Here is a 24,447-nt window from a genome sequence, read left to right as displayed (position 1 = left end):
GACGGGAAATGGAAGCGCCTCGCCGCGAGGTGGCCAAAGACGCGCGGCAAGGCGCTCAGCCCGGCTGCGCCAGGCGCCTAACTCCGGTCCCGGATCAGGCGCCCGCGCCCGCTGCGGCCACCAGGCCCTCGGCTGCGCTCAGCGCTTCGCCGAGCTTGGAAGGATCCTTGCCGCCGGCCTGCGCGAGCTCGGGCTTGCCGCCGCCGCCGCCGCCGCAGATGGCGGCCAGCTCCTTGATGAGCTTGCCGGCGTGCAGTCCGCGCTTCACGAGCGAAGGCGAGACCGATACGACGAGGCTCACCTTGTCGTCGTGCACGGCGCCTAGCACCAGCACGGCCTCCGGCAGCTTCGCCTTCAGCTCGTCGGCGACGCCGCGCAGCGCGTCCATGCCGCCGGCGTTCACCTGGGCGGCGAGCAGCGTCAGGCCGCCCACTTCCTTGGCGCCGCCGAGCAGATCGGCTGCCTCGAGGCGACCGAGCCGGCTCTGCAGCGACTCGACTTCGCGCTGCGACTGGCGCAGCTCGCCCTGGAGCGACTCGATGCGGCGCGGGACTTCTGCCACGCCCGTCTTGAGCAGCCCGGCCGCGCTCTTCAGCAGGCCGATCTGTTCGTCCATGTACGCGTATGCGTGCCGGCCCGTGACGGCTTCGATCCGGCGGACGCCGGAGCCGATGCCGCTCTCGCCCACTAGACGGAAAAGTCCGATCTGCGCCGTGTTCGACACGTGGCAGCCGCCGCACAGCTCGAGGCTGTAATCGCCGACGCGGACGACGCGGACGATGTCGCCGTATTTCTCGCCGAACAGCGCCATCGCGCCTAGCGTCTTGGCTTCGTCGATCGGCTTCAGGCTGATGTCGACGTCGGTGCCGAGCCAGATCTGTTCGTTGACCCTGCGCTCGACGTCCGCCAGCTCATCCGCCGTGATCGCCCCGAAGTGCGAGAAGTCGAAGCGCAGGCGGCCCGGCTCGACCAGCGAGCCCGCTTGGTTGACGTGCTCGCCGAGAACTTGCTTCAGCGCTTTGTGCAGCAGATGCGTAGCCGTGTGGTTGCGTACGATGTCCGCGCGGTCGACCGCGTCGACGCTCGCCGTCACCTTGTCGCCGACCTTAAGGGTGCCCGAAGTCACGGTCACTTGATGCAGCGGCTGTCCGTGCGGCGCCTTGCTCATGCCGCCGACCGAGGCGACGAGTCCGCCTTCGCCGACCAGCATGCCGGTGTCGCTCACCTGGCCGCCGCTCTCGGCGTAGAACGGCGTCCGGTCAAGGATGACCGACACCGTCTCGTCCGCGCCGGCCGCGTCGACGAACCGGTCGCCGGACACGATCGCCGCGACGGTCGCGCCCAGTGTCAGGGCGCCATAGCCGTCGAACTCGCTCTTCGCCGTATAATCGGCGAGCGGACCGCCCTGGACCTTCATGCTCTCCGTCTCCTGGCGCGCGGCGCGCGCGCGTTGGCGCTGTTCGTCCATCGCCGCGTCGAAGCCTTCGCGGTCCACGGTCATGCCCTGCTCGGCCGCGTAGTCCTCGGTCAGGTCGAACGGGAAGCCGTACGTATCGTACAGCTTGAACGCGTCTGCGCCCGATACCGTCCGCTCGCCTGCGCTGGCGGCCTTGGCGCACAGATCGGCGAGCAGCGACAGCCCGTCGCTGAGCGTCTCGTGGAAGCGCTCCTCCTCGGTGCGGATGACGCGCTCGATGAACTCCGCCTTCTCCACGACGGCCGGATAGTAGCCGCCCATGATTCCGCCGACCGTCGTCACGAGCTCCCACAGGAACGGACGATCCACGCCGATGACCTTGCCGTAGCGGACCGCGCGGCGGAGCAGGCGGCGAATAATGTAGCCGCGGCCTTCGTTGGACGGCATGACGCCGTCTCCTACCGCGAAGGCGACCGTGCGGATGTGGTCCGCGATGACCTTGAGCGCGACATCGTGCTCCGGGATAACCTTGTATGCCACGCCCGCGATCTCGCCGGCGCGCGCGATGATCGGCTGGAACAGGTCGGTGTCGAAGTTCGAGTCGACGTCCTGCACGATCGATGCGAAGCGTTCCAGGCCTGCGCCGGTATCGATGTTCTTGTTCGGCAGCGGCGTGTAGCTGCCGTCCTTGTTGTGGTTGAATTGCGAGAAAACGAGATTCCACACCTCGAGGAAACGCTCGTTCTCTCCGCCGGGGAAGCACTCGGGATCGGACAGATCGCCGTAGGCGTCGCCGCGGTCGTAGAAAATCTCGGTGCATGGGCCGCAAGGGCCTTCTCCGATATCCCAGAAGTTGTCGGTCAGCTTGACGATGCGCTCGGCGGGAATGCCGATCTTCTCGTTCCAGAACTTGAAGGCTTCCTCATCGTCGGGATGCACGGTAACGGAGAGCCGCTCCGGCGCGAACCCGATCCATTCGGGACCGGTCAGGAACTCCCATGCCCAAGTGATCGCTTCTTCCTTGAAGTAATCGCCGATCGAAAAGTTGCCGAGCATTTCGAAAAACGTGTGATGGCGGCGCGTCTTGCCCACGTTTTCGATGTCGTTCGTGCGGATGCATTTCTGCGAATTGGCGATGCGCGGGTTTTCCGGCTTCTCCCGGCCGTCGAAGTAAGCTTTGAGCGGCGCCATGCCTGCGTTGATCCACAGGAGCGAAGGGTCGTTGTGCGGGACGAGCGAGGCGCTCGGCTCAACGCGGTGTCCTTTGGAAGCGAAGAAGCGAAGCCATCTGTCTCGGATTTCTGCGGCTTTTAACGGTTGCATATGGGGTGATCCTCCCTTGTAATGGCGGCGCGTCGGCCGGGTTGACGGGCTAAAAAAATAAAAAACGCCCCTGAAAATCAGGGACGATTGAATCGCGGTACCACCCTGGTTATTCCGCCGTCGGCCGGCAAGCAGCCGGACTAGCGATGCGGAATCGCCTTAGTCAGGCTATAACGGGCCTGCCCGTCGGATCGGGTCCGAAGCTCGGAAGCCGGCTTCCCCCGCCCTTCGCACGAAGACGCTCGCAGCCGGGCCTATCGCTTGTCCTGGAGCCGTAAGGCTCGGGGGCGATGAGGCAAGGCGTCTTCTCTCTGCACTGCGGACTCTCGGGGTACTCTTGCTTCTTCAACGCTAGGTGATTATGGTTATCGGCATTTTGCATGCGACTTCATCATTATAAAGTCGCGCTTTCGGCGGTGTCAAACGGTTTTTCGCCTGATATAATACGCGAATAGATGCTGGACGACGACGCGCAGCGCAGCGTATAGCGGCACGGCCAGCAGCAGACCGACGACGCCGGCGAGCTCGCCGCCGATCAGCAGGACGAAGATAATCGTGAGCGGATGCATTTTCATCGACCGTCCGACGACCTGCGGACTGATAACGTTGCTCTCGAGCGTCTGGCACAGCGTATTGACGATGACGACGAGCAGCGCCATTTTCCAGGAGACCGTGCTCGCCATGATCAAGGCGGGTAGCGCGCCCAGGAACGGCCCTAGATACGGGATGATATCGAACAGCGCGACGAAAGCCGCCATCAGCAAAGGGTATGGCATGCCGATGATCAGGTAGCCGATATAAGCGGCAAGGCCGATGCAAAGCGACACGATGAATTGACCGCGTATGTAACTCCCCAGCGCCATGTCGATTTCCTTGAACAGCCGGATCGCCCCTTGCCTCCTCGCGCGCGGCAGGTACTTCAGCACGGCCCGTTCGAACACGTCCATATCCTTTAAAATATAAAAGACGAGAAAAGGTACGATCATCAGCAGAAACACGACGTTCACGACGGCGCCGATATTGTTCAGAAAATCGGATATGCGCATCGAGATCTGTTTCTCGAGTCCGAATACGGCCCGGTTGATGCCGCTTCGGATCGTATCCGGAAGCGAGTCGTTTTTGTTGAAGCTGTCGACGATACTCTGCGCCCGCAGCGTCAATTCAGGCATATGCTCGTTCAGCTCCCGCACCTGTGCCGCGAACATAGGAGCGACGTTCACCAGCACGACGGCGCTGCTGAAAATGAACACTGCATAAATCAGCAGCACGGCGGCGGTCCTCGGCATTCTGCGGTGCTGCAGCATGGCGACGATCGGGTTGAGCACGTAAGCGATGATCATCGCGATCAGGAAAGGCGCGGACACGGCCTTGGCGAAGCGCCACACCGATAGCAGCATCGGCCTGACGAGCGTCACCAGATACAGCCCCAGAAGTCCCAGCACGATATACACGAGCACGGCTAGCAGACGGCTTTGCGACAGCCGGTTCATCTTTTCACCCCCGATCGCTCTAATCCGGCCCACCCTCCAGTATATGTACAACCTTACCTGCATAAACCTGTTGGAGGACGAACTGCCACAACCGGGATAAACAACAAAAAGCCCCTGCGCTCTCGGCAGAGCGCGGGGGCCGTTCAGGAAGTGATGATAATCCGATTGCCCGGAATGAATCGTCACATGCCGCCTGCGTGAATATGCGGTGGAATCGGCTCTCCGAAAAACAGATCGTCGAGCGAACTCAGCGTGCCGTCTTCCTCGACTTGGTAAACGGACATCTTGTCCCCGTTCACCGTCAACTCGATAAAGCAGCTCCAGCAGTAAAACTGATGCGATCCGATCTTGCCGATATCTTTAGAATTGCAGTTCGGGCATCTCATCATCGGTTATCACCTGTCACTTTCCGCGTTAGGTTCTCTATCCATAATACGCTCGTATGATGCGGGTACGAGGATCGCGTCCTCGCCCAATGTCAAGTCCTTGGGTCCGTCGGGCAAGTACATGCGCCGTCTGCCCTCGAACACATCCGCGAGAAATCCGTCCGTCAACTCATAGCCTGCTATTTGTGTACCCGCGGTCTTGCGAAAATAAACATCGGAAATGCGGCCGAGTTCCTGGCCTTCCAACGTATAGACGGGAAGCTCCCTCATTCGAATCAATCCCGTGTGGAACGTCCGCTGCAAGCTCTTGCGAGGCATGCTCCGGATCGCGTCCTCGTCCTTGATGACCAGGACGTCTTCGCCGCTCGTTAAGACGTCTTCCCACTTTACGATGCGGACCTTGCGCCGGAATCCGAAACTGCCGTCCAGGACGGCGAACTCGGCCTCCCAAAATTCGTCGAATCCGATGTCCAGCAAGCGGCCTACCCGCTTGCCGCCGGGAAGCATCACCGGCAATCCGATCATTTGCTGCAAGCTTCGATGCATAGAACCTCGCATGTATAGGCGTCTGCCTGTTATCTCTTACGCAAGCGGGAGGCAATGGTTGCAACAATTTCCGCCGTTTTGTCCGCCTGGGAGATAGTATTGCCCATTCCGAAGCTGAATCTTACCGAATTTTTGCAAAAATGAGACGAAAGCCCCATCGCGACCAGCACGTGCGAAGGCTGCAGCGAGCCGGACGTGCAAGCGGAGCCGCCGGATGCGGCGATCCCTTGCAAATCTAAATTCATCAGCAAGGTCTCATTAGAAACGCCCTCGATGCCGATATTCAAAATATGAGGCAGCCTGCCTGCGGCGTCAGGGTCTCCGTTGACGCTGAAGGCCTCTGCGCCAAGCCGCTCGCGCAGCCCGGACAGCAGCGCCTCGCGCACGGCTTCGGCATGCGCTCGACGCGTCTCCAGCGTGCGCGAAGCGATGTCCGCGGCGACGCCGAACGCGGCGATGCCCGCCACGTTCTCGGTGCCCGCGCGTCGGCGGCGCTCCTGGGAGCCGCCGTGAAGCAGCGGCTCCCAGGGGGTGCCGCTCCGCACGTAGAGCGCGCCGACGCCCTGCGGCCCGCCGATCTTGTGGGCGGACAGGCTGAGGAGATCGACAGGCAGCGCGCCGACGTCGATGCGCTCGTAGCCGAACGCCTGGACGGCGTCGACGTGCATGACGGCGCCGCGGCTCCGTGCGAGTTCGCCGACCTGCGCGATCGGCTGCAGGGTGCCGGTCTCGTTGTTCCCGTACATGACGCTGACGACTGCGGTCGTATCGCCGATCGCGGCTTCGGCGTCGCGTACGGAGACGCGACCCGCGCGATCGACCGGCAGTACGGTCAGCTCGAAGCCTTCGGCGGCCAGCCGCCGGGCGGCGTGCAGCACCGCATGATGCTCCACGGCCGTCGTCACGATGCCGGTCCGCCTAGCGTCTCTAGACCGCTGAGCCCGCGCCGCGCCGAACAGCGCGGCATTGTCGCTCTCGGTGCCGCCTCCGGTGAAGGTCAGCTCGTCCGGTCGGCATCCGAGCGCCCTGGACAGCGCGTCCCGGGCTTCGGTGATTCGGCTGCGGGCGCCGCGGCCGTAACCGTGCAGGCTCGACGGATTGCCGGGCGCCTCCGATGCAGCAGAGACGTAGGCCGCGAGCGCTTCGGGGAGCATCGGCGCCGTCGCGGCATAGTCCATATAAATGCGTTCCATGTCCATCACCGTCTAAATATAGAACATATAGCTGTCAGGCTTGCCCTCATCCTTGAAGTTGATGAGATCCGACAGCGTCGTAGAGTCCAGCACGCTCGCGATGCTGTCGCGGATGCGCAGCCACAGGTCGCGCTTGGCCGCGTCGTCCTCCTCCGTAAAGTCCACCGGGCTGATCGGCCCTTCGAGTATGCGGATGATGTCGCCCGCGGTAATGCCCTCCGGATCCTTGGAGAGTATGTATCCGCCGTAGGCGCCCCGTACGCTCTTTACGAGCCCCGCGTTGCGAAGCGGAGCGATCAACTGCTCCAGATAATGCTCGGACAGTCCGTTTTTTTCGGCGATGCTTTTCAGGGAGATCGGGCCCTCGCCGAACTTGGAGGCCAGTTCCATCATAATCGTCAGTCCGTAACGGCCCTTGGTCGAAATCTTCAAATCGGCACCTCGTTCTACGCAGACAGCGGCGCAGTCATCTCTTTTTATATGGGATGGGTCGGTAACATGGATGCAAAAAAAGGGGGGTATCCCCATTTCACATCTATGTTATCACATCATCCTTCGTTGTGGTCAAAAAATCGGTGACATATTCATGTAAATTTGATGCGCCTTCTCGCCCTTGCCGGCTCCCCGTCGGCGAATCCTGCGAAGTTATGCTACAATGGGTGTTACCGGTTCGGCCCCATCCCATTCGCTAGCGCAGGAGTGATTATTATAATGAAAGATTCTCGGTTTGCCAACCCCGCGGGCACGCGGGTCGTCGTCGGCATGTCCGGCGGCGTAGATTCGTCCGTCACGGCGCTGCTGCTCAAGGAGCAGGGCTTCGACGTGATCGGCGTGTTCATGAAAAACTGGGACGACACAGACGAATTCGGCGTCTGCACGGCCGATCTCGACGCCGAGGACGTGCGGCGCGTATGCGATCAGATCGGCATCCCCTACTACACCGTCAACTTCGAGGAAGAGTACAAGGACAAAGTGTTCGCGTACTTCCTCGACGAATACCGCAGAGGCCGGACGCCCAATCCCGACGTCATGTGCAACCGCGAGATCAAGTTCGGCGAGTTCCTGCAGAAGGCGCTCGATCTCGGCGCGGACGTCATCGCCACGGGCCATTATGCGCGCGTGACGTTCGAGGACGGCGAGTACAAGCTGCTGCGCGGCGTCGACGCCAACAAGGACCAGACCTACTTCCTGCATGCGCTCGACCAGTCGCAGCTGTCCCGCGCGATGTTCCCGATCGGCCACCTGCCCAAGCCCGAGGTACGGCGGATCGCCGAGGCCGCGGGCCTCGCGACGGCCAAGAAAAAAGACAGCACGGGCGTCTGCTTCATCGGCGAGCGCAACTTCAAGGAATTCCTCAGCCAGTACCTGCCCGCACGCCCCGGCGACATGATCGATGCCGCCACCGGCGAGGTCAAGGGCCGCCACGACGGCTTGATGTATTATACGCTCGGACAGCGTCAGGGCCTCGGCATCGGCGGTTCGGGCACGGGCGAACCGTGGTTCGTCGCGGACAAGGATCTCGAGCGCAACGTGCTGTACGTCGTTCAGGGCGAACGGGATCCGATCTTGTTCTCCCATGGCCTGACGGCAGGCCAGGTGAACTGGATCGCGCCCGCCCCGCTTGAGGGGCCGTTCCGGTGCACCGCCAAGTTCCGCTACCGCCAGCCGGATCAGGGCGTGACGCTGACGCCACAGCCGGACGGCACGCTGGAGGTCGCGTTCGACTCGCCGCAGAAGGCGATCACGCCAGGCCAAGCCGTCGTATTCTATGACGGAGATACCTGTCTCGGCGGCGGCACCATCGAGCGCGTGCACAAGGCTGCGATGAGCGGTCTGAGCTGAGACCGTCAGAGAAGTTCTTCTCTGAAACGCTAAAACCAAACCCCGGCTGCCTTGTCTTATAGACGGCGCGGCCGGGGTTTTAGTTAGGCGACTTCTATATGATCTGCATGGATATAGAGAAGGACATAGAAAAAAAGAACCTTCGGCCTGGGCCGGAGGTTCTTCGATTGCGATGTCGTGCTATAGTGAGCGGCCGCGCGGGCGGTGCTTACAGCTTAACGACGTTCGTTGCTTGCGGTCCGCGGTTACCGTCGGTGATCTCGAATTCTACCGCTTGGCCTTCGTCCAAAGTCTTGAAGCCATCGCCTTGGATAGCGGAGAAATGAACGAATACGTCGTTGCCGTCTTCTACCGAGATGAAGCCGTAGCCCTTCTCTGCGTTAAACCACTTAACTGTTCCTCTCAAATGAAAAACCTCCTAAAATCTCGCCGTAAATCGGCGAATGAGTTTATTATAGCGGAAACATTGTCAAGACGCAATATGTGAATTTTATGTCTCATTTTGTCACAGCCTCTTATCTTGTCCACGTATCCCGCCTTTTTTAACGAGCACCAACGTGCGGCTCTCGCTCGGCACGAAAGGCAGATTGCACGTTACAAGCCGCGCCGCAGCATCCTTCTCAAGCAAGCGCAGCAGTCGGTCGAGATAAAGGACCGGCTCCCAGGCCAGGGTAACGAGCGGGTAGACGCGGATCTCCCCGCCCGGCTTCGTGACGCGCAGCAGTTCGCGCAGGGCGGCCAGGTGGAAGTCTTCGCCGAACTGCCCGGCGTACAGAAACAGAAAATGGCTGCACACGGCGAGCGCGAACGAATCGTCGGCGAAAGGCAGATCCGGAAGGCCGGCGGAAGCGTATCGGTCCGCCCCGTCTTCGGAAGTAAAGTGTGCCGCGAAAGCCGCCAGCGATGCTTCGCGAAGCGCCCTGTGGCGTTCCGGGGACCCGTAGTAGCTCCAATCGTAGATATGCGCCATGGCGGCCAGCTTGGCCGAGGACGTGTCGATCTCCCGCTTGGCGGCGGCTATGGTGACTTCCCTGTCGCCGGCGTAAAAAGGGTCCGCGGCGTAAGCGTCGATGCCCCGCGCGCGCAGCGCCGCCGTAAAGGACGATGCGCCCCCCGCAACGTCGAGCACCTTTTGTCCGCGCAGCTTTTCCTCCTCGATGCCGAACATCCGCTCATATTCCTCGTATGAACGGCATGTCGAAGCGACCCCGGTCTGGGGGTATGCGGGTTTCTTTTCCATCTCTCGCAAGCTCCTCTCGTCTCTTCTCGCTCGTCTCTTCTCGTCTTCGGGCCCCTGCGGGCCTCATCCTAATGTGCCACCTCGTTTCTCGCCTGTCAACGGTTGGCTTCCTAAGGCGGTTTTTCCCGTCGCGACGCGGCGCCGCATTGATTTCTGCCGCCATCTCTTCTATAGTCTTGAATAACGGCTTCGCCGTATCAGAAACGGCACTTGGATGCCGGACGGGAGGCGTTAACGACATGTTCGCCAAACACGTAATTTACAAAAACGATCACTACAACATGCTGACCGTGGAGGTCCAGGGCAAGACGCTCGTCGTGCGTCAGATCTCGGACCAATGGGGCGAGGAATGCCACAAGTTCCTCAGCCGCCCCGAGATGATGCATTGGGCGGAGCGGAGACTCGTCGCGGAGGACTTCCCCGGCGGAGAGCAGCAGCTGGCCGAAGTGATGAACAGCCTGCGCAACGTCTAGCGCCCGGCAGTCCGGAAAGGAGAACGCGACCGCAATGGATTACAGCGCCACCCTGATATTCGCCATCGCATCGTTCGGGCTCGCCGCGGTGCTGATCTGGCAGCGTGACCACGTGCCGGCCAAGCTCCGCAGGGGGCTCGCGACCATCTCGCTCGTGCTCGTCGCGTTCGCATTTTTTCTGATCGTTTACGCGTTTTTCTCGGCGGGGCGCGCCTGACGAACGCCTGATAAGCGCGCGGGGGCGGGACATACTAGAACGGATTGCCAATCTCTGTTCATGGGGGTCCGTCCGATGAGAAAAGCCGCCCGCCCGTTCGCCGCGCTGGGTGCGGCGCTGCTGCTGTCCGCGGCATGCGCGCCGCAGCCGGCCGTCGATGCCGCCGCGAGCGCCCGGAGCAAGACGATAGACGCGCGGGCCGAAGAGGCCCGCAGCGTATCCTACGTACCGAGGAGGCCGATGAAGATGAACGAAGTGCCAAGACGCAGCGAAGTGCCGGCTGAACACCGCTGGCATCTGGAAGACATCTACCCGGATCAAGCGGCATGGGACCGCGAATATGCGCAGGTGCGCGAGCAGCTGGCCGAGATCGCATCTTACCAAGGCAAGCTGACCGACGCGGCGGCGATCTCCGCCTGCTTCGCCAAGGACGACGAACTGTCGCTTCTGACCGAGCGGCTCTATGTCTTCGCGAATATGCGCAGCCACGAGGACATGGCCGACTCCAAGTATCAGGCGCTGTCCGAGAAGGCCAAGAAGCTCAGCGTCGAAGCCGGAGAGGCGACTTCCTATATTACGCCTGAAATTCTGAGTCTGTCCGAGGAGACGCTGAAGCGCATTATCGCGGACCCGACGCTGAAGCCTACATACCGGCGCACGCTCGAGGAAATGCTGCGGCGCAAGCCCCACACGCTCTCCAAGAGCGAGGAGTCGCTGCTCGCCCAGGTCGGCAACCTGTCCCAGGCGCCGAATACCATCTTCGGCATGCTGAACAACGCCGACATGAAGTTTCCGAAGGTGAAGAACGAAAAAGGCGAGGAAGTCGAGCTGACGCACGGCCGGTACATCCAGTTCCTCGAAAGCCGCGACCGCGGCGTGCGCGAGGCTGCCTTCAAGGCGGTGTACGACACGTACGGCAAATGGCGCAATACGCTCGCCGCGACGCTGAACGCGAACGTGACCAAGAACCTGTTTTACGCGCACGCCCGCCATTATCCGTCCGCCCTCGAGATGTCCCTCTTCGGCGACAACATCCCCGTCGACGTCTATGACAACCTGATCGGCACGATCCACGAGCACCTGCCGCTCATGCACCGCTACATGGCGCTGCGCAAAAAGCTGCTCAAGGTCGACGAGCTTCATATGTACGACCTGTTCGCGCCGCTGGTCGACGAGTTCGATATGGACATCGGCTACGAGGACGCCAAGAAGACCGTATACGACAGCCTGAAGCCGCTCGGCGACGACTATCGCAAGGTGCTCCAGGAGGGCTTCGACAAAGGCTGGATCGACGTCTACGAAAACGAAGGCAAGCGCAGCGGCGCGTACAGCTGGGGCGCGTACGGCACGCACCCGTACGTCCTGCTCAATCACAAGGACAACCTGAACAGCATGTTCACGCTCGCGCACGAGATGGGCCACGCGCTGCATTCGTACTACTCCGACGAGAGCAACGAGTACCGCGACGCGCAGTATACGATCTTCCTCGCAGAGGTCGCGTCCACGCTGAACGAAGCGCTGCTCATGGACTATCTGCTCGACCGCTCCAAGGATCCGAAGGAAAAAATGTACTTGCTCACCTACTACGCGGACCAATTCCGCACGACCGTGTTCCGCCAGACGATGTTCGCCGAGTTCGAGAAAATCGTGCACGCGAAGGCAGAGAGCGGAGAGTCGCTGACGCCGGAAGAGCTGTCGGCCATCTACTACGATCTCAACGTCAAGTACTATGGCGAGGACATGGTCGTGGACAAGGACATCGCCATGGAGTGGGCGCGCATCCCCCACTTCTACACGAGTTTTTACGTCTACAAGTACGCGACGGGCTTCTCTGCCGCGACCAGCTTCGCCAAGCAGATCCTCAGCGAGGGGCAGCCCGCCGTCGACCGATATCTCGGCTTCCTGAAGAGCGGCGGCAACGACTACTCGATCAACATTCTCAAAAAAGCGGGCGTGGACATGTCGACGCCGGCTCCGATCGAGCAGGCGCTCAGCGTGTTCGAAGGATTGATCGAGCAAATGGAGCAATTAACAGGGAATTAAGAACTAAGTTGTCTGCGTCTTTGGAACGTCCGCCTTTGGCGGTCGTTCTTTTTTTATACTTTAGAACCAAAACGCGGCAGGAATCGAGCCCTATCGACACGAATAGATACACGGAAAGTTGACGGGGAGAGGGATAGGATGCTGGGGAAGGATCTATCGTCCGAACAATTGCTGACCATTATCTTTGAATATATGGCCAAGATCTCGAGCGAGTCCAAGCTGGACAAAGTGCTCGTGCTCATGGCCAACATGGGCCGCGAGATGATCGTGGCCGACAGGTGCACGGTCTGGCTGATCGACGAAGCGAGCGGCGAGCTCTATACGACGGTGGCCCACGGCGTCAAGGAGATCCGCATCCCGATCGGCTCCGGCCTGGTCGGACATGCCATCGCGACGGGGGAGCCGGTCATCATCGAGGACGCCCGGCACGATCCGCGGCACAACGCCGAGAATGACCGCAAGACGGGCTACCAGACGAAGTCGATCATCACGATCCCGTTCACGAACAACGACGGCGAGACGATCGGCGCCTATCAGGCGATCAATAAAATGACCGAAGCCGGCAAGTTCACCGACTACGACATGAACCTGCTGTCGCTCGCCGCCTCCTACGCCGGCAAATCGCTGGAATCGGTCATGCTTCATCAGGAGATCGCGGACACGCAGCGCGAGATCATCTCGACGATGGGCGAGATCGGCGAGATCCGGTCCAAGGAAACGGGCAACCACGTGCGGCGCGTAGCCGAGTATTCGTACGTGCTGGCCAAGGCGTACGGGCTGTCCGACCGCGAAGCCGAGATGCTGCGCGACGTGTCTCCGATGCACGACATCGGCAAGGTCGCGATCCCGGACGCCGTGCTGAACAAGCCGGGCAAGCTGACCGACGAGGAGTACGATATCATCAAGTCGCACACCCGGATCGGACATCAACTGCTCAAGGGTTCTCGGCGCGAGCTGCTCGCCGCGGCCGCGGTTATCGCGGAGCAGCACCACGAGAAGTGGGACGGCAGCGGCTATCCGAACGGACTCGCGGGCGAGGACATCCACATCTACGGACGGATCACCGCGGTGGCCGACGTGTTCGACGCGCTTAGCGCGGAGCGCGTGTACAAGGCCGCCTGGCCGTTGGACCGCATCGAGAAGCTGTTCCTCGAGGAGCGGGGCCGGCACTTCGACCCGGCGGTCGTCGACGTTTTCTTCGACAAGCTCGGCGAGCTGGTCGCGATCCGCGACAGCTTGAACGACCGGATAAACGATGAAGCCGGCTGAACGCACGGCAGGACGAAGCCTTACGACTGCGCCTCTTGATCCGGCTGCGGCTTGACGAACGGCGCCAGCGCCCGAAGCCAAGCCGCGGCCTTTTCTTCGAGCCCTTTATGCTGCCGGGTCGGGATCGGGCTCGTCGAAGGCAGCTTCAGCACCGTCCGCCTGCTCACCTCCGGATCCCCGCCATAATGCTTCGTTAACGTATCGTACGACTTTCCTCCGTTGCAGGCGAGGACCTCGATGTTGGGGTACGCCCTCAGCAGCCCCGGAATATCGGTCGGCTCGGCCTCCCGGATATCCACATCCAAGCTCCCCTCCCGCTCGCACGAAGCGATCGTATCCCAGAGCGCGCAGCCGTGCGCCAATGCAAAACGAAGCCGATCCTCATAGGACTCGTCAGGCGCCCCGGCGCCGTGCAGTCTGTAGAGGATCGGCCAAAAGTGGTTGCGGGCATGCCCGTAATAGCGGCTCGCCGCAAGCGAGGCCGCGCCCGGCATACTCCCCAGGAACAAGATCCATGAATTCGCGTCCGCGACCGGCGGCAAGGCGTATACCCTGCTCGTCTCCGTCATGGCGGCTCACCTCCGTCTCTCCATTGTGTCACAGCGAAGAGACGCATGGCAAATCGTATGGCGTTCGCGGCAAGCGGGTCGGCATGGGGTGGTCATATCGGTGGTCATGTGGTAGGCATGGCTGCAAGATGACGGTTCAGCCCTTGACGCTGCCCGCCGTCAGCCCCTCGATGATCTGGCGCTGAAGAATCGAATACAGGATCAGCACGGGCAGTACGCTGAACACGATGCCCGTGCAGACGAGCGCGTAGTTGGTCTGGAACGCGTCGCGGAAGCCGACCATGCCCGTCGGCAGCGTGCGAAGCGCGTCGCGGCTGATGAAGAAGTTCGCGAGCAGGTATTCGTTCCAGTTGCCCAGGAAGTTGACGATGAACACGGTGACCAGCGCCGGGATCGTCAGCGGCAGGATGATTCTCCAGAACATGCGGATCGCGCCCATGCCGTCGATCGTCGCGGCCTCCTCCAGCTCGTGCGGGATGTTGTGCATGAAGGCGACCAGAAGCAGCACGCTGAACGGCAGCGCGCCCGCCGTGTAGGGCAGGAACAGCGCCCAGTGCGTATCGAGGATGTGCAGGTCGCGCACGAGAAAGTATTGCGCGATGAACAGCACGTTGCCGGGGATCAGCATGCCGATCAGCACGAGCTGATAGATCCATTTGCTGATCCGGTCGAGCTTCATGCGCGACATGGCGAATGCGGTAGCTGCGGCCATGAGGACGCCGACGACGGCCGCGCTGGCGGCCAAGTACAGGCTGTTGAAGAAGTAGACGCTGATCTTCGCCTTTACCCAGGCTTCTTTATAATTTTCGAACGCCCACGTCTTCGGAAGGCCGAACGGATGAAGCGCGATCTCCGTGTTATTCGTCTTGAGCGAGGAGAAGAGCACGAACAGGAACGGGACGAGAATGACGACGACATAGACGATCATAAAAAAATGCGGGATCGATTTTTTGACGGCGACTGGCATCAGTACTCAATCCTTTCCTGTCTTCTCGCGATGAGCAGCTGATACAGCGCGGTCAGGATGAGCGCGATGACGAAGATGATGATGGAGAGCGCGGAACCGTAGCCGTAATCGCCGTACTTGATCGCTTTGTTGACCATATAGGAGGCCATGACCTCCGTGCTGCCCGCCGGTCCGCCGCCCGTCATGACGAGGACGATGTCGACGACGCGCAGCGCGCCTGCGATCGACAGCATGATGACGACGTTGATGATCGGCCTGATCAGCGGCACGGTGAGATACCAGGCCCGTTGGACGCCGGTAGCCCCGTCGATCATGGCCGCTTCGTCGATATCCTTGGGGATGCCGAGGATCGCGGCCAGGATAAGAACGATATAGAAGCCCATCCACTGCCAGGCGTTCGTGAGCAGGATCGAGAACATAGCCCACTTAGGCTCGGCGAGCCAGTAGATCGGGCCGATACCGAATACGTTCAAAAAGCTGTTGAGCAGTCCCACGTCCGGATCGTAAATGTATCCCCACAGAATCCCGATGATCGAGGTCGAGAGAATGGAAGGCATGAACACGGTTGTCTTGTAGAAGCCTTGGAATCGCTTGACATGGCTGATCAGCAGCGAAAAGACGACGATCAGCGGCACTTGGATACAGCAGGAAAACAGGAGAATAACCAGGTTATTCCAGATCGAGCTGCGGAACTCGGCATCCTTGAACGCATTCGCGAAGTTGTCGAGCCCGACGAACTTCCTATCGTTCAGTCCGTCCCAGTTCGTGAAGCCGAACACGAACGACGTAATCGTCGGATAAATAAAAAACAAAAAATACATGGCTACCGTAGGCGCTACGAACAGCAGGTAGACATAGGGATTTTTCAGCGTCGTTTTCATTGGTCCCTCCCCCGCCGTCTTCACAGGCGTAGAGAAAGCGCCGCCACGCGGGGCGGGCGGCGCTTCTCGGTTGCTTCCGCGCGGTTTACTTCGCGGCGGCGTTTTCGGCGTCCTGTACTTTTTGGATCGCGTCCCCGACTTGCTGCGGCGAGGCCTTGCCTGCGATGAGCTTCTGCAGCTGCGTCTCGGTCTCGGTGTAGACCTTGGATTGCACGACGGAGTCGAAGTGCGGGAACGTCTTGCCGGCGGACTTGAGCACGTCGAGCACTTGCTTGAGCAGCGGATCCGTCACCTGCGCGATGGATTCGTCGGACAGCTGCATGGAGGGCAGGACGCCGTCCTCGAGCAGGCCGCGAAGCTGCATCTCGTCGGAGTACATGTTCTTGATGAACGCTTTGACGGCGGCCAGCTCGTTGTCGTTCAGATCGGCCGAGAAGCCGTAGCCTTCGCCATAATTGGCATTGACGGCCGTTTGATCGCCCTTGCCGTTAGGCACTGCCGGAAGCGCTACATAAGCCACCTTGCCTGCGATCGCCGCGCCGACCGCGTCGTTCTTGAAGGCGGAGTTGCGCCAAGAGCCGTCGAACATCATGCCGGCTTTGCCTGCGACGAAGTCGTTCAGCATGTCGCCGTATTCCTTGCCCAGCTCGCCCTTCGTAAAGTAGCCCTTCTTCTCCCAATCCGCGTACAGCTGGTAAGCGGCGACGACGTCCGGGGAACTCCACTTGGCTTCGCCCGATTTGAAGCCCGGGATGGCGGCTTCGCCCGCGACGCGGCCGATCAGCGTGTTCACGAGCATGTTGGGCACCCAGGCGCCCTTAGAACCGACGGCAAAAGGCGTGATCTTGTTCTGCGCGAGCGTGTCGGCCGCTTTGATCAGGTCGTCCCAAGTGGTCGGCGGGTTAAGACTGTATTTTGCGAACAAGTCCGTGTTGTAGAAGATGCCCTCGGTGTTGCCGCCGATCGGCAAGCCGTATACCTTGCCGTCGACGGAGAAGGAATCGAGGACGTTCAGGAACTTGTCTCTGATACCCAGCTCGTCGAGGATGGGGGTCAGGTCGAGCAAACGCCCGGCTTTGGCATACTTCTGCGCGTCGCCCGCGCCGCCGAACAGGGAGAACACCTTAGGCGGATTGCCGGCGGCCATCTCGGCCGGCAGCTTCGTGAAGCGGTTGACGCTGTCTTCTACGCCGTCGAGCTCGAACTTGAGGCCGGGCACATCGGCTTCCGTCTTCTTGACGACGTCGTCGAGAATCGCCTTGCGGAACTTCTGCGGCTCGCCGATCTGAATATGGCGGAGAGAGACCGTGAAGTTCTCGACCTTCGCCGGCTCGGACGCGCTGGCGGTCGGAGACGCGCTGGCCGACGCCGACGCCGACGCGCTTGGGCTGGCCGGTTCGCTAGCCGATGGAGACGCTGCGCCGTTATTGTCGTTGTTGCCGCCGCAACCTGCCAGCACGGCGGACATGGCGACCGATGCGGCCATTACGGAAGTCCATTTCTTTTTCACTCGTAGACCCTCCCAAGGTTTGGTTTGCTTTGACTTCTTCATTGTAGAATGAATTGCGCGGTATGTAAGGACGTCAAACCCCTAACCGGGGGATACAATCCTATACTCGTTTTATCATAGCCATCAGAAAGCCGATCATAGCCAAAAAGACGCGCCCGGACGCGCCAGCATGGCGTAGATCGTCCGAATCGCGTCTTAGTTGGGGATTTATGTTGGATGCCGCATCCGTTTGCCGTGAGAAGGCTAGATGACGAACGTCCCCGCGCCGACCTGCTCGTCGCCCCACAGCAGCTCGACCGCGTCCCCGTCGGCGAGCTTGCCTACGCCCTCAGGCGTGCCTGTAAACAGCAGATCGCCGGGGCCGATACCGTAGATGGCGCCCACATGCGCGGTCAGCGCGGCCAGGTCGAACACCATGTCGGCGGCGTGGCCGCGCTGAACCTCCGTCCCGTTCAGGCGCATGGCGAACGACCTGCCGCTGCGCTCCGCGTTCGCCTCGTAAGGCAACCATCGGCCAAGCGGCGCGGAGTGGCGGAAGCCCTTGGCCGCTAGCCAGGGGTAGCCCTTCGCCTTCAAGCCGTCCTGCACGTCGCGCAGCGTGAGATCAAGCCCAACCGTGAAGTGCGTATACAGCTCGTGCAAGGCGATGCCGGGCTCGTAGCGCCTGCCGGCCAGCCAGACCAGCTCGGCCTCGTAGTGTACCGCGCCGCGGTCCCCAGGCAGCGCGATCGCGGAGCCGTCCAGACGCACGGCCGCATGCGAGGGCTTCGCGAAGATCATCGGGGATTCGGGCACGGCGTTGCCGAGCTCCGCCGCGTGCAGCCGATAATTGCGGCCGACGCAATAAATGTTCCGGCAATCCAGCGTATTCTGATTCGTCATGGTTCGGTCTCCTTATTTAACGGACGCCAACCAACGGTCCGGGTAATTCGTGCACAGCTGGAAAGACTGCGGATAAGCGGCCAGCTTGTTCAGCTCGCGCTGCTCGTTGACCGTCCAGGCCATGATCTCGATGCCGGCGGCTTCCGTCTGGGCGACAAGCGCGGCATTCACGTATTTATAATTGATAGACAACACCTGCGCTTGGAGCGACTCGAGCACGGCTACGATATTGGTCGGCCGCTTGTCCAATATTAATCCCGTACGGGTGCGAGGCGCATAGCGCTTCACGGACAGCAGCAGCGCATGGTCGAACGAAGTAATGATCGAATCTTCATCGCGATCGTACGCCTTCAGCAGCTCGCAGACCTTGCGGGCGAGCAGGTCCTTGTCCGGCTCGCCGTCCTTCAGCTCGATGTTGAGCCGGCAGCGCCCCCGGGTCAGGTCCAGCACCTGGGCGAGCGTCGGGATGCCCTCTCCCGCGTACATGCGGTGGAACCAGCCGCCGGCGTCCAGCGCGGCGAGCTCCGCCGCCGTCTTGTCCCGCACTCTTGCCTTAACCCCTGTCGTCCGCTTAAGCGATGCGTCGTGGATGACGACGGGGATGTCGTCCTTGGACAGATGCACGTCCAGTTCGATCCAATAGACGGTCGGCTCGCTCAGCGCCAGCCTGAACGCGGCCATCGTATTCTCCGGAGCGGCGCCGGACCAGCCGCGATGCGCGACGCACGGATGCAGGGCGGCCTTTTCAGTCACAGTCATACCTTTCGTCCTTTCTCTCCGACGCGAGCGTGCGGCATCATGATACGCTTCGCGGATCGTCTCCGCGCGAGCAACTATTACTTAGCCGTTATGCGGCCCTTCGAATCGACGTTCGCGTGATACGACGCCTTGTCTAACCTGGACAGCAGCGCGGCGGCCTGCGCAGGCTCCATCGGTCCGGGCTGCGAGGCTTTGGCGTACATCGGCTCGAATTGCAGGTCGCACTTGCCGTCCGCCTTGCACTCGGCGGTCAGTACGCCGGTATCCTGCGTCTTGGAATATCCCTGCTTGGTCGTAAAGACGAAGTTCCCGAGGCTGTAGGCGATCCACTTGCCTTTGTAGGCTTCGAACCCCTGCAGCACATGGGGGTGGCTGCCGACGATCAGATCCGCGCCGGCATCGATCAGCGTATGGCCGACGTTGAACTGCGCCTCCTTGGGCGTGTCCGCCCGTTCGTTGCCCCAGTGGACCATGACGACGACGACATCCGCCAGCTCGCGCGCTTTCTTGACCGTCGCCACGGCCCGCGTCGTATCGTACGTCTCGGCGACGCCGGGATGGTCCGGCCCGGCCTTCCACGAGCCCTCGGGCACGACGTTGGAGACGCCGATATACGCGACCGTGAGTCCGTCATGCTCCATATAGACCGGCTCGAACGCTTCCTTGTCGTCCGCGCCCGACCCCATATGCTTGAGCTTGATGTCGTCGAGCGCGTCCATCGTATCGCTCAGTCCTTCCCACCCTTGGTCCAGCGTGTGATTGTTGGCGAGGCTGACGACATCCAGGCCTGCGTTTTTGAGCCCTTTCAGATATTCCGGCTTGCCTTTGAACACGTATTGCTTGTTCTCTGCCGGCGTGCCTCGGGTCGTGATCGGCGCCTCCAGGTTGCCGGCCGCGATATCTGCGGATTCGAGCAGCGGCTTCGCCAGCTTGAACGGATAGTCCACGCCGTACTGGTCGATGAGCTTGCCGACCCCCGAGGCCGGCAGAATATCGCCCACGAAGGCAAGCGTGACGGATCCGCCCTGCGTTCCTGCGCCGCCCGCTTCCCCCGGCTCCGTGGAATCCTCGTCGGGCGTCGGCGACGGTTCGCCGACTGACGAGGACGGCTCCTCGACGGGAGGATTCTTCGCAGGGGCATTCTCGCTGGCTGGCGGCTCCTCCGAAGCGGGAGTCGATCCGGAAGGAATGGCAGACTCGGCGGGCTCGGCAGGTTCGGTCGCAAGATCGTCCGGCATCGCATCCGTGGAATCGGCCGGCGAAGCTGTTGCATCGTCCTCCGGCAGCGCCGTTGCCGAAGCGGTGGCCCCCGATAGCGGCTGCTGCGGGGCTCCGTCGTCCCCGTCGCCGGCAACGAAGGCTGCGTATGCGCCGACGGCCAGCGCGAGAACGAGGATGAGCGCGATTACGGCGAAGACCGGCCAGCGGCGCTTGCGCTTGGTTCTTTGCTTGGATTGAACGCGGGAATAGGACATCCGGATAATACCTCCGACAAGTGCTTAATGCCCGTAATTATAACATAGAGAAGATCCGCTAGGCGAAGCCATACGAAGCAGACCGTTGCCATCCCGACCTTGATATTTCAAAATTTAAAAGCCGCCATCCAGCGCTTGGCTGAAGGGCGGCAGTCGAGACGTTATTGAACGCCTTCGGTACGTCAGTCGGCTGACGGTCGCGCGCGCTGGAATTCGCAGATCCATTCGCCGGCTGGAGGTCCCCGTTCCTTCTACGACGGGATCGATCATGGCAGGATCTCGGTCCTGCCCTGCGCCTGCTCCCTGTATTCCGAAGGCAGAAGCCCCGCATACTTGCTGAATACGCGAGTGAAGTACCTTCGCTCTGCGTACCCGACCATCTGCCCGACGGCCGTGATGCTCTTGTCGCTGATCGCGAGCATCGACTTGGCCATCTCCATTCGCTGTTTCGTGACGTACTCGACGAACGTTTCGCCGAACCGCTGCTTGAACAGCAGGCTGAAGTAGCTGCCGCTGATGCCCAGGTAATCGGCCAGCGCGTCGATGCTGAGATCGGAAGAGAGGTTGCGCTCGATATAGTCCCGCGCAGACAGCATAAGGACGTCGCTCGTTTTCTTTTTCATCACGTTGTCGATCGAACGGTCGACGAGCCGGTTAATGACCGTCAGCGTCTCGCGAATACCCGGGTTGCGGTCCAACTGCTTCCAGAACGCGGCTTCGTCGTCGGCTTGGATGACGTCCATCGACCGCATCTCCCGCAGCAGATGCAGGCAAAGGTAATGCAGAATGGGCTGTACGCGTTCATAAGAAGCATCCGGGAGCTTCCTGAAGCTCTCGTTCAGCTCCCGCAGCGCGGCTTCCGTCTTTCTGCGATCGCAGCGTTTCAGGCCCGTGACCATTTCTTCGATTCTATCCCATAGCCGCTGGGAGTGCTCCGACTGCTCCTTCTTCCGTTCCGGCACGATGGCCGCAGTGTTGTCTCCCGCGTTTAGGCTGAGCGAGCGCTGCAGATTTTTATAGACGCGCGCGAGCTTTTCGAGCGATACCGCCGACGGCTGCAGGGCCACCCGGATCTGGATCTTCAGGTACCGCTCTACCGCTTCCCTCAGTTGATCGCTCCAATCCTCGCATTGGGCCCTGTCGTACGACTCCGCGGGTACCCGTTCGATCAGCACGCACCACTCGCCGCTTCTGACCTGCAGGACGGAGTACGGAATCTGCAGCGTCGAGAGATACTCCTGCAGCACGTTGTGGACGGCAAAGTTCCAGAGCTTGCGCTCTTTGTCGTCCCAGTTACGTTCCTTCTGCGAATAATCGGCCACGTCGACGAGCAGCATCGCGAACGTCAAGTCCTCTCCCGACAGCTCGTGGAGCTTCAGAAAAGGCTTGGCGGATCCGCCCCCGACTTCCATCAGCACGTCGTAAAGCACCTTCTCGTAAGCCAGATGAAAGACTTGATGCCACTCCCGTTGGATGCTCTGCTGCTCCGCCTTGCGTTCCCGGATGCCCTCCGCCAGCCTGCCGATCGTCTGACCGAGCTCGTCGTAGTCGATCGGTTTTAAGATATAATCTTTGACCTCGTAACGGATGACGGACCTCACGTAACTGAAATCCTGGTAGCCCGTCATCATGATCACCTCCGCGTCGGAGCCCAGCTCGCGCAGTGCTTCGAGAAATCCGATGCCGTCCATGACCGGCATGCGGATATCGCATAGAATGAGCTCCGGCTGCAGCTCGCGCACAAGTACCAGCGCAGCCTCGCCGTTTTTGGCCGTGCCTGCGACGTCGATGGAGAGCTCCTCCCAAGGAATGACCGCCTGAAGATTTTTTAAAATATGAATCTCGTCATCCACCAACAGGGCCTTTAATCTCATGCTCGTCGCCTCCCGTCCCGCTTGGTATGACGCACTTGATGATCGTGCCCTGGCCGGGCGCGCTGCACAACGTCAAACCAAAACCGGCGCCGTAGTGTATGCGCAGCCGATCGGCGACATTGCCTACGCCCATCCCGCGCCGCTCCCCAGTCTCGGGGGACTCCCTGTACATCTGTTCCAGCGTCGTCACGCCGCTCGAAGCGAACAGTGCGAGCCGCTCGTCCGAGATGCCGATCCCGTTGTCTGCCACGTAAAAAGCGATATGGTCTCCCTCGAACGTCGCGCTCACGCTGATTTCCCCCAAGTAGTCGATGCCCTCGAACCCGTGCTGGATGCTGTTCTCGACGAGCGGCTGCAGCGTCAGCTTCAGTATCGTGTGGGATAGCAGCTCCTGCGGCACCTCGATCTTATACTCGAACAGCTCCTCGAAACGGAACTTTTGAATCTCCAGATAGCTGCGCAGGTGCTCCAGCTCCTGCTCGATCGTGATTTCTTCCTTTTGCGTGATGCTGATTCGGAAAATGTTGCCGAGTCGCTGCACCATTTTGCTTACCTTCCGGCCTTCGTTCTGTACCGCCAAAATATTGATCGACTCTAGCGCGTTGAACAAAAAATGCGGCTTGATCTGCGCCTGCAAAAGCATCATCTCCGCTTTTCTTTTGCGCCGCTGCTCCATCGTCACGTCGCTGAGCAGCTCCGATACCCTTTCGACCAAGCTGTTGAAGCCCTTGGCGAGAATAACCGTCTCGTCATTGCCCGTGACGGGCACTCTCGTCGTCAGATCTCCCCGTTCGACCTTCCGCATCGCGCCGACGACGCTCACGATGAAGCTGATCGTCCGGCGGACGAACATCAGATTGAATACGAGGGCGCACGCGAGACAGCCGATCGTGATCAACACCACGTATCGAAGGATTGAGGCGAGATCGCCCGACAAGTACCCCCAGCTCGTGATGGTCACGAGCGTCCAGTCGCCTGTGCCCAATCGCTTGATATCTCCCAGATTATGAACCGATACCAGGCTTTTCTGACCGTCGAAGTCCATCTTGCTCGTCTGAAAGTTGCGGGAAAGGTCCAACTTGCCCCCCGGATCGGCATTCGCGAATGCCGCGCCCTCCATTCGGGCCGCGCTGTCGTACACGACGACGCCGCCTCTGCCCACGATCAGATAACGGCGGTCTCCATCCCCCTCCGTATTGTAAAAGTTAAACGTCCGCGCCAGCTCGGTCATGCCGAAGCGCATCACAAGCACGCCCTTCGGCTTGAGCGTATCGATATCGAGCAGCACCCGGATCTGCGTGAACAGATTATTGGCACCCGTCAGACGGGCGTCTTCGTTAGGGCCGATCCACACGGGAGCGCCGTTCTTCCTGAGCACCTCGGGATAGAGCGGATTGCTCTCCAGCACGTCCCGCGGGATCGGCTCGTCGACGACGAAGCGCAGATTCACGACCTTGCCGTCGATATGGTACAGCGTTACGGATTTGATCCCCGGATAGGTGAGCAGCACCCTGCCGGTAAGCTTTTGTTTTTCCAACAGCTCCTCGTAATCTCCGCTCTCGGCGTCCTGCGCCTTATCCTGCTTGCCGCCCGTACTCTGCACGCCTGCGCCGAGCGCTTGCTCCACGCTTTCCACGCTGTCCTCGGTCGTCACCCAAAAGTCCGAAAAGTAGTTTGCTTCCTTGATCATATTGTTCAGATTGCGGCCGATCGCGTTCATCGACAGCTCCATCTGATCGGAATATTTCTGCTCGGTAATATGCTGGAATGCCAAATAGGATATCGTGCCGAGCACGACGAGCGGCATGATGATAAAGAAAAAAAATGCGGTAAACACGCGCTTGCCCAGACTCATCGGCCCCAGCCTTTCCTCGACCCTTAACGACGGGTCATGTTCATCTGACATTCTTGGTGTCATTATAGCAGGATGCATGGGCGGGACGTAGTTCAATTATAGGGTCCTGCGGCGAAGGAAATAAGCAGTTAATTCTACGGTGCGGGGATAAAATCGTCTACAAAGCGCTGGGCGGGTCTGTCAGGCATATATGTCTTTTTCCCGTTCGCATACCACTATCCCTTCCGCTCAGGATT

Annotated in this window: 22 protein-coding genes; 5 read left to right on the top strand and 17 right to left on the bottom strand. The window is 60.7% G+C overall.

Features of this window, described 5'->3' with window-relative positions; translation table 11 throughout:
• Positions 1-94: 94 nt before the first annotated feature.
• The 6 genes from alaS to cymR form a co-directional block, all read right to left on the bottom strand.
• Positions 95-2,740: an alanine--tRNA ligase gene (gene alaS / locus PQG80_RS00370; RefSeq protein ID WP_271749125.1), complete on the bottom strand. Its 2,646-nt coding sequence runs from the start codon at positions 2,738-2,740 to the stop codon at positions 95-97.
• Between the two features lie 419 nt (positions 2,741-3,159).
• Positions 3,160-4,230, bottom strand: coding sequence for an AI-2E family transporter (locus tag PQG80_RS00365; RefSeq protein ID WP_271749124.1), 1,071 nt, complete (start codon positions 4,228-4,230; stop codon positions 3,160-3,162).
• A 182-nt stretch (positions 4,231-4,412) separates the two neighbouring features.
• Positions 4,413-4,619, bottom strand: coding sequence for a hypothetical protein (locus PQG80_RS00360; RefSeq protein WP_090114827.1), 207 nt, complete (start codon positions 4,617-4,619; stop codon positions 4,413-4,415).
• Between the two features lie 6 nt (positions 4,620-4,625).
• Positions 4,626-5,141 (bottom strand): PRC-barrel domain-containing protein, encoded by a 516-nt coding sequence (locus PQG80_RS00355; protein WP_271749123.1) that lies wholly within the window; start codon positions 5,139-5,141, stop codon positions 4,626-4,628.
• A 50-nt stretch (positions 5,142-5,191) separates the two neighbouring features.
• Positions 5,192-6,355 (bottom strand): cysteine desulfurase family protein, encoded by a 1,164-nt coding sequence (locus PQG80_RS00350; RefSeq protein WP_271749122.1) that lies wholly within the window; start codon positions 6,353-6,355, stop codon positions 5,192-5,194.
• A gap of 12 nt (positions 6,356-6,367) precedes the next feature.
• The gene (gene cymR / locus PQG80_RS00345) at positions 6,368-6,787 is read right to left on the bottom strand and encodes a cysteine metabolism transcriptional regulator CymR (RefSeq protein ID WP_271749121.1); all 420 of its coding nucleotides are present in this window, start codon (positions 6,785-6,787) and stop codon (positions 6,368-6,370) included.
• 279 nt (positions 6,788-7,066) lie between these two features.
• Between cymR and mnmA the strand changes: the two genes are divergently transcribed.
• Entirely contained in the window at positions 7,067-8,197 is a 1,131-nt protein-coding gene (gene mnmA, locus PQG80_RS00340) for a tRNA 2-thiouridine(34) synthase MnmA (protein ID WP_271749120.1), read from the top strand.
• A 208-nt stretch (positions 8,198-8,405) separates the two neighbouring features.
• Here the strand turns inward: mnmA and PQG80_RS00335 are convergent, their stop codons facing one another.
• Together PQG80_RS00335 and PQG80_RS00330 are read right to left on the bottom strand one after the other, a co-directional pair.
• Positions 8,406-8,603, bottom strand: coding sequence for a cold shock domain-containing protein (locus PQG80_RS00335; protein WP_271749119.1), 198 nt, complete (start codon positions 8,601-8,603; stop codon positions 8,406-8,408).
• Positions 8,604-8,702: 99 nt separating this feature from the next.
• Complete coding sequence (locus tag PQG80_RS00330) at positions 8,703-9,437, bottom strand: class I SAM-dependent methyltransferase (protein WP_271749118.1); 735 nt, start codon at positions 9,435-9,437, stop codon at positions 8,703-8,705.
• Between the two features lie 239 nt (positions 9,438-9,676).
• On the opposite strand from PQG80_RS00330, the gene PQG80_RS00325 reads away from it, so the two are divergent.
• The 4 genes from PQG80_RS00325 (at position 9,677) to PQG80_RS00310 (ending at position 13,439) form a co-directional block, all read left to right on the top strand.
• Positions 9,677-9,910 (top strand): hypothetical protein, encoded by a 234-nt coding sequence (locus tag PQG80_RS00325; protein ID WP_271749117.1) that lies wholly within the window; start codon positions 9,677-9,679, stop codon positions 9,908-9,910.
• Positions 9,911-9,944: 34 nt separating this feature from the next.
• Complete coding sequence (locus tag PQG80_RS00320; RefSeq protein ID WP_271749116.1) at positions 9,945-10,127, top strand: hypothetical protein; 183 nt, start codon at positions 9,945-9,947, stop codon at positions 10,125-10,127.
• 246 nt (positions 10,128-10,373) lie between these two features.
• Positions 10,374-12,170 (top strand): oligoendopeptidase F, encoded by a 1,797-nt coding sequence (gene pepF, locus PQG80_RS00315; RefSeq protein ID WP_271749903.1) that lies wholly within the window; start codon positions 10,374-10,376, stop codon positions 12,168-12,170.
• A 138-nt stretch (positions 12,171-12,308) separates the two neighbouring features.
• Positions 12,309-13,439, top strand: a complete 1,131-nt coding sequence (locus PQG80_RS00310) for an HD domain-containing phosphohydrolase (protein WP_271749115.1) — start codon at positions 12,309-12,311, stop codon at positions 13,437-13,439.
• 20 nt (positions 13,440-13,459) lie between these two features.
• On the opposite strand, the gene PQG80_RS00305 is transcribed toward PQG80_RS00310, so the two are convergent.
• From PQG80_RS00305 to PQG80_RS00265, 9 genes are all read right to left on the bottom strand, one after another.
• Positions 13,460-14,008, bottom strand: coding sequence for a DNA-deoxyinosine glycosylase (locus tag PQG80_RS00305; RefSeq protein ID WP_271749114.1), 549 nt, complete (start codon positions 14,006-14,008; stop codon positions 13,460-13,462).
• A 136-nt stretch (positions 14,009-14,144) separates the two neighbouring features.
• Positions 14,145-14,975 (bottom strand): carbohydrate ABC transporter permease, encoded by an 831-nt coding sequence (locus PQG80_RS00300; RefSeq protein ID WP_271749113.1) that lies wholly within the window; start codon positions 14,973-14,975, stop codon positions 14,145-14,147.
• Positions 14,975-15,856 carry a carbohydrate ABC transporter permease gene (locus tag PQG80_RS00295; protein WP_271749112.1) on the bottom strand — a complete coding sequence of 294 codons (882 nt, stop codon included), beginning with the start codon at positions 15,854-15,856 and terminating at the stop codon, positions 14,975-14,977. Before PQG80_RS00295 ends, PQG80_RS00300 begins: the two co-directional genes overlap by 1 nt.
• Positions 15,857-15,941: 85 nt before the next feature.
• Entirely contained in the window at positions 15,942-17,366 is a 1,425-nt protein-coding gene (locus PQG80_RS00290; protein WP_271749111.1) for an extracellular solute-binding protein, read from the bottom strand.
• Between the two features lie 243 nt (positions 17,367-17,609).
• A complete protein-coding gene (locus tag PQG80_RS00285; RefSeq protein WP_271749110.1) occupies positions 17,610-18,248 on the bottom strand; it encodes a fumarylacetoacetate hydrolase family protein in 639 nt (212 codons plus the stop codon).
• 12 nt (positions 18,249-18,260) lie between these two features.
• Positions 18,261-19,007 carry a glycerophosphodiester phosphodiesterase gene (locus PQG80_RS00280; RefSeq protein ID WP_271749109.1) on the bottom strand — a complete coding sequence of 249 codons (747 nt, stop codon included), beginning with the start codon at positions 19,005-19,007 and terminating at the stop codon, positions 18,261-18,263.
• Between the two features lie 77 nt (positions 19,008-19,084).
• The gene (locus PQG80_RS00275) at positions 19,085-20,482 is read right to left on the bottom strand and encodes a CapA family protein (protein WP_271749108.1); all 1,398 of its coding nucleotides are present in this window, start codon (positions 20,480-20,482) and stop codon (positions 19,085-19,087) included.
• Positions 20,483-20,748: 266 nt separating this feature from the next.
• Complete coding sequence (locus PQG80_RS00270) at positions 20,749-22,356, bottom strand: response regulator (protein WP_271749107.1); 1,608 nt, start codon at positions 22,354-22,356, stop codon at positions 20,749-20,751.
• Complete coding sequence (locus PQG80_RS00265) at positions 22,328-24,211, bottom strand: cache domain-containing sensor histidine kinase (protein WP_271749106.1); 1,884 nt, start codon at positions 24,209-24,211, stop codon at positions 22,328-22,330. The genes PQG80_RS00270 and PQG80_RS00265 overlap by 29 nt, the downstream gene beginning before the upstream one ends.
• Positions 24,212-24,447: the final 236 nt, after the last annotated feature.

Origin of the sequence: Cohnella rhizoplanae (assembly GCF_948329515.1) — a bacterium.
Classification (GTDB): Bacteria; Bacillota; Bacilli; order Paenibacillales; family Paenibacillaceae; genus Cohnella; species Cohnella rhizoplanae.
This window is presented reverse-complemented; position numbering and strand designations above follow the sequence as displayed.